The organism is Pseudogemmobacter sp. TB195 (genome assembly GCF_058313095.1).
In genome coordinates this window covers 69,085-76,119 of sequence record NZ_JBZEGG010000030.1, presented here as the reverse complement: position 1 = coordinate 76,119, position 7,035 = coordinate 69,085, and the positions used below count along the sequence as shown (strand labels likewise).

General features: G+C 61.8%; 9 protein-coding genes. 5 read left to right on the top strand and 4 right to left on the bottom strand.

Translation table 11 applies throughout. From position 1 onward, the window contains the following. Positions 1 to 236 precede the first annotated feature (236 nt). The 3 genes from AC4FS3_RS24435 to AC4FS3_RS24425 all read right to left on the bottom strand — a co-directional run bounded on the left by AC4FS3_RS24435 (position 237) and on the right by AC4FS3_RS24425 (position 2,172). A complete protein-coding gene (locus AC4FS3_RS24435; RefSeq protein WP_491022676.1) occupies positions 237 to 1,466 on the bottom strand; it encodes a type II toxin-antitoxin system HipA family toxin in 1,230 nt (409 codons plus the stop codon). Next, complete coding sequence (locus tag AC4FS3_RS24430; protein WP_491022675.1) at positions 1,466 to 1,828, bottom strand: helix-turn-helix domain-containing protein; 363 nt, start codon at positions 1,826 to 1,828, stop codon at positions 1,466 to 1,468. The genes AC4FS3_RS24435 and AC4FS3_RS24430 overlap by 1 nt, the downstream gene beginning before the upstream one ends. A gap of 104 nt (positions 1,829 to 1,932) precedes the next feature. Beyond that, a complete protein-coding gene (locus tag AC4FS3_RS24425) occupies positions 1,933 to 2,172 on the bottom strand; it encodes a WGR domain-containing protein (RefSeq protein ID WP_491022674.1) in 240 nt (79 codons plus the stop codon). A 209-nt stretch (positions 2,173 to 2,381) separates the two neighbouring features. Here AC4FS3_RS24425 and AC4FS3_RS24420 point away from each other — a divergent pair, with 209 nt between their 5' ends. Beyond that, positions 2,382 to 2,675 carry a type II toxin-antitoxin system TacA family antitoxin gene (locus tag AC4FS3_RS24420; RefSeq protein ID WP_491022673.1) on the top strand — a complete coding sequence of 98 codons (294 nt, stop codon included), beginning with the start codon at positions 2,382 to 2,384 and terminating at the stop codon, positions 2,673 to 2,675. Then, complete coding sequence (locus AC4FS3_RS24415) at positions 2,672 to 3,172, top strand: GNAT family N-acetyltransferase (RefSeq protein ID WP_491022672.1); 501 nt, start codon at positions 2,672 to 2,674, stop codon at positions 3,170 to 3,172. The genes AC4FS3_RS24420 and AC4FS3_RS24415 overlap by 4 nt, the downstream gene beginning before the upstream one ends. A gap of 233 nt (positions 3,173 to 3,405) precedes the next feature. Here the strand turns inward: AC4FS3_RS24415 and AC4FS3_RS24410 are convergent, their stop codons facing one another. Beyond that, positions 3,406 to 3,885: a pyridoxamine 5'-phosphate oxidase family protein gene (locus AC4FS3_RS24410; protein WP_491022671.1), complete on the bottom strand. Its 480-nt coding sequence runs from the start codon at positions 3,883 to 3,885 to the stop codon at positions 3,406 to 3,408. Between the two features lie 238 nt (positions 3,886 to 4,123). Between AC4FS3_RS24410 and AC4FS3_RS24405 the strand changes: the two genes are divergently transcribed. From AC4FS3_RS24405 to AC4FS3_RS24395, 3 genes are all read left to right on the top strand, one after another. Then, entirely contained in the window at positions 4,124 to 5,125 is a 1,002-nt protein-coding gene (locus AC4FS3_RS24405) for a hypothetical protein (RefSeq protein ID WP_491022670.1), read from the top strand. Between the two features lie 173 nt (positions 5,126 to 5,298). Next, positions 5,299 to 5,616 carry a hypothetical protein gene (locus tag AC4FS3_RS24400; protein ID WP_491022669.1) on the top strand — a complete coding sequence of 106 codons (318 nt, stop codon included), beginning with the start codon at positions 5,299 to 5,301 and terminating at the stop codon, positions 5,614 to 5,616. A 164-nt stretch (positions 5,617 to 5,780) separates the two neighbouring features. Continuing rightward, positions 5,781 to 7,022 carry an NAD(P)/FAD-dependent oxidoreductase gene (locus AC4FS3_RS24395; RefSeq protein WP_491022668.1) on the top strand — a complete coding sequence of 414 codons (1,242 nt, stop codon included), beginning with the start codon at positions 5,781 to 5,783 and terminating at the stop codon, positions 7,020 to 7,022. Positions 7,023 to 7,035 lie beyond the last annotated feature (13 nt).

Here is a 7,035-nt window from a genome sequence, read left to right as displayed (position 1 = left end):
ATCACCATCGCAAATGCAATCCTGAAAACAGGAGAGGTATGGCGTCAACAGCTCAATCAATAGACACAATTGCTAGCGGAAGCGAGAGATGTGCAAAAGGATGCCTGCGCAAGGTGACCCGCGTCGGCCTGAACCCGTGCTGGCAGCATGTCGGATCAAGTCCGACTTGTGCAGACGGCTATGTGGTCAGAACCGGCAGACCGATCTGATGGAGAGCGACATGTGCAACCGAACCATCACGGCGCCAAGCGCAGCGCAACCTCCATCTGCTCGTGCTCGAACGCCGCCGTGTATGCTGAAGCTGCAGCGCCCTTCACTCCCTGGCTCTGGAAGTGCGCACGCCACTGCTTTGAGATCCCATCGGCAAGGTCACGCGCCAGCTGACGCGCTTCGTCCACCGGGATCTCGAAGAAGGGGGCCGCTTCCACAGCAGCCTCCACCGAGGGCTCAAAACCGCTCAGCGGGCTGATCCCGGTTTCCATCTGCGGCTGACGCCGCGCCTGCGCATTGATGTCGAAGGCGGGGGCAAGCCGCCACCGATTTTCCCGGACATAGAGAAAGCCGTGGTTCTTCAGGTGATCGTCGGTGTTGTTCACCAGGATCGAGAAGACCATCCGCCGCCAGAGCTCACGCAGATCGGCCAGCGCGTCGACCGAGATCTCGCGGATTACATCGGCGATGTCAGTATAGTAGCCGGGCGTCATGCCCTGCACCTGCAGTGCCGTCCGAGCCGAGATATAGGGAATGCGCCCCTGCCCCCGGCGGTCAAAGCGCCGGATCAGCGCCACCGGCGCCTCGCTGCGCGGCAGCGCGAGCTCTGCCACCGCCGTATTCAGCCCGAGGGCACGGCCCAAGTTGAGGATTGCCACTTCAGCGCGCTCCACGGGCCAAGTGTCGCCCACGGCGGTGAACTTGGCGATCCAGAGCTGATCGCCGTCAATCACATTCGCCTTGGGTCGCGCGCCCCCCAATGAGCCCCCTGCCCCGGCCAGGATGCGTGCCTCCTCGGCCGCGCCGAGCGGGTCACGCTCATAGCGGGCGGCAATCGAGCGGATCTCCTCGATATCCAGCCGGCGCGGCACCGGATCGGTCATCTGCGACAGCGGCTGCATCCGCTCATCCAGAAACCGCAGCGCACCTTGCCGGGTGACATCATCCGAGCGCACCAGATAATCGAACTCCGACAGCCCTTCGCCCAGCGTGCGGGCCATCAAACGGCGGCCCCAGCTGTCTGGCGCCGCATCCGCGAAGGCACCCGGCAAGGCATCCCGCGTGTCTGCCTGCCCGCTGGCATGGATCGGGCCTGGGCCGAGCGGCAGACCCGGGGCCAGAGCGAAGGCCCCGGCATTGCGCAGCCAGCCGGGGCTGTAGAGGAAAGTCGAATGCTGACGGCGGCCATCGCTTTCGAAATGCAGCCGCCCGACCTCGATCTTCTGCTCCCCGAGCGCGACGATGGCTTCCGGCATCAGAAGGCCGTCCCTTCGTCGCTGTCCTGGCCACTGACCGGCAGGATTGCGGTGCCCGTAACTGGTTTGCGGCCCCGCCCGATCCGTTTGGGCAGATTGGCATGGTCGATCATCAATCCGGTTTCGTCACTGGCGGGATCCAGTAATCCTTCCAGCCGCGGCAGCTCTCCGAGCGCCAGCAGTGCCATGGCGAGCGTTTCGAGCCGGGTGCCGGGCTCACCCTTTTCCAGCCGGATCACGGTTCCCTCGGCCACACCGATCCGCGCCGCAAAATCTTTCACCGGGATGCGGCGCTTCTTGCGGGCGACCTGTATGTCCTGCCCCAATTGGCGCAGGACCTTTTCGACACGGAGAGAGGACATCCTTCACTTCTCTATGTTATGGTATTTCGATCCATAGCATCAAAGTATGGATGTTTAAATGCCGAATGAGCGGCCGTCAGGAGGAGTGTGCCCGCCTCAGGCTGTCATCCGGCTTGCACGCGATAGCCGCGCCGTTGCGTTGCGGTGACAAGCTTCATCAGTGCCGCCTGAACCTCCTCCGTATGATCGAAGGTCTCAAGCATCACCCGACCCGGCCCGCCGATGCGTCCCCAACGCCGCACAACCGAGACCCCGCCAAACAGGGTCGGCTGGATTTCAGCCGCATAAAAGCGGCGCATGTTGCGCTCGGGGTCGATCCGCTGAAGGTGAACGGGTTCATCCATGCTTGGAGCATCGCATCAATGGCCACTCTGCGTCCAACGACAGTTTGGAATCTTAGGGGCCTGAACGATTCAGAACACTGATACGAGCGGCGCTCCCCTCGCCGCGAGCGAAAAACGCCTTGCCCTTGGCTGCCGGCTGCCGTCGCAGCAGTCGTAATGACATTGACACTACAGAAATCATGCCCATATTGATCGCGCAAGGAGATCACATGATGCCCGCACCGGACACCCCAATCAGCAAGCGCGAAGTTCTGAACCTCAGGATCCGCCCGGAAGACCGCAGTCTGATTGACAGGGCGGCGCAAGCGCGCGGGAAAAACCGGACAGACTTCGTGCTGGACGCTGCCCGCGCAGCCGCCGAGGACGCTCTGCTGGATCGTGCGATCATTTCAGTTTCGCCCGAGGCCTATGCTGCCTTCATGTCGCGCCTCGATGCGCAGCCCGCACCCAATGACCGGCTCCGGAAAACCATGAACACAGCTGCCCCGTGGGACAAGGCGTGAGTCTTTCCGCACCTGAGCCGCTGACCACCGATCACGGCATTACCGGGTTCAGTTCCGGTGAAGAGGCGCTTGATCACTGGCTACGACGCCGCGCTCTTGCGAACCAGGCTTCCGGCGCATCGCGAACGTTTGTCGTGTGTGAGGGTCGTAGTGTTGTCGCATACTACGCTCTCGCCTCCAGCGCCGTCACGGCGAACGAAACATCCGGTCGCTTTCGACGCAATATGCCCGATCCGATCCCGGTCGTCGTGCTCGGCCGACTGGCCGTGGATCTGGGTTTCCAGTCCAAGGGTCTCGGGCGCGCGCTCATCCGGGATGCCGCGTATCGTGTGCTCCAGGCGGCAGACCTGATCGGCATCCGTGGCCTGCTGGTTCATGCGCTCAACGAAGGCGCACGGGAATTCTATGAGCGGCTTGGCTTTGATCCCTCACCGCTTGACCCGATGACGCTGATGATCGGCCTTACAGACCTCAAGGCGGCAACGACTGCGAACTGATCGCTGTCTCAGCTTTTCCAAGCCGGTACGGATCAGGCCCTACTGACTGATGATGTTGCAGCATAAGGGCGCAAAAGCGACCGTAGGCCTCATCTCCACGCGGATATCGCCCCTATCGGTGAGATGAACAGAATTAGCCGAAGCGCCGACACGAACATTTGAAAGGATATCGTGAGGCCTGTTGCCCTCCGGTGGTAGTACAGGGGTTTTTGCCCGCCGCATCTTAGACCGTGTCACCGCAGGGGAACTGCTGCCGTCTTCTCCTTGTAATCCTCCCGCGGATCTGCCCCAAAAAGTGCCTTTACGCCTGCCAGGATGGAAGAGGCATTCTCCCAGATTTGCGCACCTTCCGGATCCAGACGCAAAAGGCGCAACTTTGGGTCGTTCTGGCCGTCAAACCACGCAGCAACCATGCCGTTCCAATGCCGCTCTACCATCGCTGGATCGGTTTCGATACTCAGTCGGCCATGGATCGTGGCAAACAAGTCATGGCCTTTCGAGACGAAGGCCGCGACGGCACGGCCCCCTCCAGCTGTGACAATCTCGTTATCCGTGCTCGTGAAAAACCAGATCGGCCCCCGGTTCTCATCCTCCACGATTGCGGTCATGGGGCGTGTATGGCCATCATCCTTGCCCGCAAGTCCCAGCATCACCACACGGTCCGAGCGCAATGCGCTCCAGAGCTTGCTCTCCAGTTCAACGGCTGTCGACATAACGTCCTCCTGTTGCTCTCGGCTGCTGAACTAACCTGAGGCCGGTCTGTTCCCGCTCCACAGGCCACGCCTTGGAACATTCGCGTGATCTGCCGGTTCTGACCTGTCGGATGCGCGGTGACGCGCAGCCTGTTCACCTGTCGGAGAGTTGTTATGCACAGCATCATTTATCTCGTTGGCCTCGTCGTGGTCGTTCTTGCGATCCTGTCACTCCTAGGTCTGCGGTGAGGGGATGGCCATGGAACACTCAGAAACTCTCACCCCCGTGCCCGCGTCGAATATCGGCGGGCCTCTCGTCGACTGGGCCGCGGTGATCGCCGGAGCTGTCGTCGCAGCCGCGATTGCCGGGCTCTTCATGACCTTTGGTGCCGCGCTCGGGCTTTCCACGATCTCGGCAGAGCGGGGTGAAGGGTCTTTCAGCCTTTGGATCATCGTGACGGGTTTGTGGCTCGTGATCACCCTTGTGCTCAGTTATCTGGCGGGCGGTTACATCACCGGCCGCATGCGCCGGCGGGTGGAAACCATCACCGCAGATGAGATTGCCGCACGTGACGGGATCAACGGGTTGGTGGTTTGGGCCCTCGGTATGCTTGTGACCGCCTGGATGGCCGCCGCAGCCCTCAGCACAGCAGCAACCACCGGAGGACAAGTCGTGGGTGGCGCAACCCAGGCCGCCGGGGCCGCGCTTGGCGGTGCGGCTCAGGGCCTCGGATCTGCAGTGCCGGAGGAGGCCATCTCCTCTGCGATTGACCGGATCAGTGACACGCTTGGCCGACCGGTGCTTTCCACGACGGCACCCGCCGCCGCTGACACTCCGGTTGCACCGGGGACAGTTGTCCCGTCCACCCCGGCAGAGGATCCGTCCGAACTGACACGACAGAGCGCATCGATCCTTTCAGGTATAGCGCTGAGCGGTGAGGTCAGTGAAGCTGACCGCGACTATCTGATTGGTGCGACCGCAAGGCTGAGCGGCGTTGAGCAAGTTGAAGTCGAAGCGCGCGTCGATGCGGCCATCGCATCGGCGCAAGAGATCCGGACGGAGGCAGGCAGGTTGGCAGACGAAGCCGAAACCGCTGCCCGCGACGCGGCTGAGACCGCCCGGGTCAGTGCGATCCTCACGGCGTTTATCCTGACGGCTGCCGCTCTGGTCGCCGGAGCGGCAGCCATGGCGGGTGCAGTCCGGGGTGGCAGACATCGTGATGAAGGGCGTCTCTTCGGCGGCCTCAGCTATCGACTGTAAAACACCCCCTTCCGGGACTGCGAACTGGCGGTTCCGGAACCCACCCCGGCGACCCGGTCAGGATCGCAGTCGATAAACTGGCTGCATCCCGCCTAGGACATTGGCACAGATACCGGCGCCGGAACCTTGAGCAGGATCACTGGTTTACCACCAACAAGACAAGGAGCGATCTGATGGCTGATGCTTTCGAAGACATTCGCGCAAACCTGGAAAAGCAAATTGACGCCCTGAAATCCGAAGTGGCGCGGATCAGCAAGACCGTCTCATCCCGCGGTTCAGATGCAGTTGAGACTGCCGAAGGCGCCTATGAGAACGGCAAGGGACGACTGCGCGCTGTCGCAACCCGTGCCCGTGACCAGGCACATATTGCTGCGGACGTCGCCAGGGAGAACCCAGTGACAACTTCCACCGTCCTAGTCGGCATTGGCCTTCTTGGGCTGATTGCAGGCTATGTGCTGGGCGGGAATGCCACCAGCAATCATCGTCGCTGACATATGACCGGATGAGGTTTCCCTCCCTCTTCCGGTCATTGCGCGGCCCGCACTTCTGGATGTGCGGGCCGTCGCTTTTGACTGTCCGTCCATGACCGCGGCAGACGGACCTGGCGGTAACAGGCATCCGCGCGTCCGAAGATCTCCTTTGAGTGAGGAAACAGATGGCCGGGATGCCCAGCTCTTACGATGCGCTGACCCGCAAAGACGATCTGCGGATTGGAACGCCTGTCTGGGTCAGAACCCCTCATTCCACGGTTTCTGCCGCGAAAACCCTGCCCCGCGAGCGCTTCGACGTGATCGTGATCGGTGCTGGCATTTCCGGAGCGCTGATGGCAGAGGCGCTGACACGGGCTGGAAAGTCTGTGCTTATTCTCGACCGGCGCGCTCCGGTGCGAGGCTCCACCCCGGCCTCCACCGCCATGATCCAGCATGAGATCGACACCCCCCTGACGCGGCTGAGCCGCAAAATCGGAAAAGACCAGGCGGAGCGTGCCTGGCGGCGTTCTGTCAGGGCGGTGTTGGATCTGGTGGCATTGTCGAGGCAGTTGAAGCTCGATTGCGGGATGCGCAGTAAACCTGCCCTATACCTCGCCGGAGACGAGATGGGCGCAAGGGCGCTTAAAAGCGAAGCGGAAGCCCGTGAAGCGGCAGGGATTCATGCTGACTATCTGGCACGCGGTGATCTGATCAACCGTTTCGGCATGAATCGCAGGGCGGCAATCCTGTCGCGGGATTCCGCTTCGGCCAACCCTGCGCAACTGACGGCGGAGCTTTTGCGGGCGGCATTGGCGCGAAAGGCGCACATCGTCTCGCCAGTTGAGATCACCGACATGGCGGAATTGCCCTCGGGTGTCGCCCTTGCAACCCGCAAGGGAGAAGTACTGGTCGCCGGGCATGCTGTTTTCTGCACCGGCTATGAATATCTGCCCCAGATGAAAACGGCATCGCATCATGTCACTTCGACCTGGGCGCTTGCCTCTCGTCCGATTGCCGATTTGCCGGGGTGGATGCGGGACACAATCGTATGGGAGGCAGCCGACCCCTATCTCTACTTTCGCAGCGACGAAGCCGGGCGCATTATCGCCGGCGGCGAAGACGAAGATGCCTCCGACACCAATTCCGATCCCGCAAAGCTGACGCGCAAGGCGAAGATCATCGCACAGAAATTGCAGGATCTGACCGGGGTAAGGATCGGCAAGCCGGCCTGCACTTGGTCGGCGCCTTTCAGCGTAACTGATGACGGCTTGCCGATCATCGACCGCGTCCCGGGCTATGACCGATGTTATGCCGCAATGGGATATGGTGGCAATGGCATCACATTCTCGGTCATCGCAGCCCAGATGATGGCGGCTTCAATAGCGGGAAAGGAAGACCCTGATGCGGCGATCTTCCGCTTCCGATAAATGCAGTCTGCCC

Excerpts from the sequence above, each read along its gene's own strand:
- AC4FS3_RS24435 (WP_491022676.1), bottom strand. The coding sequence starts at position 1,466 with ATGCCGGAAGCCATCGTCGCGCTCGGGGAGCAGAAGATCGAGGTCGGG.
- AC4FS3_RS24430 (WP_491022675.1), bottom strand. The coding sequence starts at position 1,828 with ATGTCCTCTCTCCGTGTCGAAAAGGTCCTGCGCCAATTGGGGCAGGAC.
- AC4FS3_RS24425 (WP_491022674.1), bottom strand. The coding sequence starts at position 2,172 with ATGGATGAACCCGTTCACCTTCAGCGGATCGACCCCGAGCGCAACATG.
- AC4FS3_RS24420 (WP_491022673.1), top strand. The coding sequence starts at position 2,382 with ATGATGCCCGCACCGGACACCCCAATCAGCAAGCGCGAAGTTCTGAAC.
- AC4FS3_RS24410 (WP_491022671.1), bottom strand. The coding sequence starts at position 3,885 with ATGTCGACAGCCGTTGAACTGGAGAGCAAGCTCTGGAGCGCATTGCGC.
- AC4FS3_RS24405 (WP_491022670.1), top strand. The coding sequence starts at position 4,124 with ATGGAACACTCAGAAACTCTCACCCCCGTGCCCGCGTCGAATATCGGC.
- AC4FS3_RS24400 (WP_491022669.1), top strand. The coding sequence starts at position 5,299 with ATGGCTGATGCTTTCGAAGACATTCGCGCAAACCTGGAAAAGCAAATT.
- AC4FS3_RS24395 (WP_491022668.1), top strand. The coding sequence starts at position 5,781 with ATGGCCGGGATGCCCAGCTCTTACGATGCGCTGACCCGCAAAGACGAT.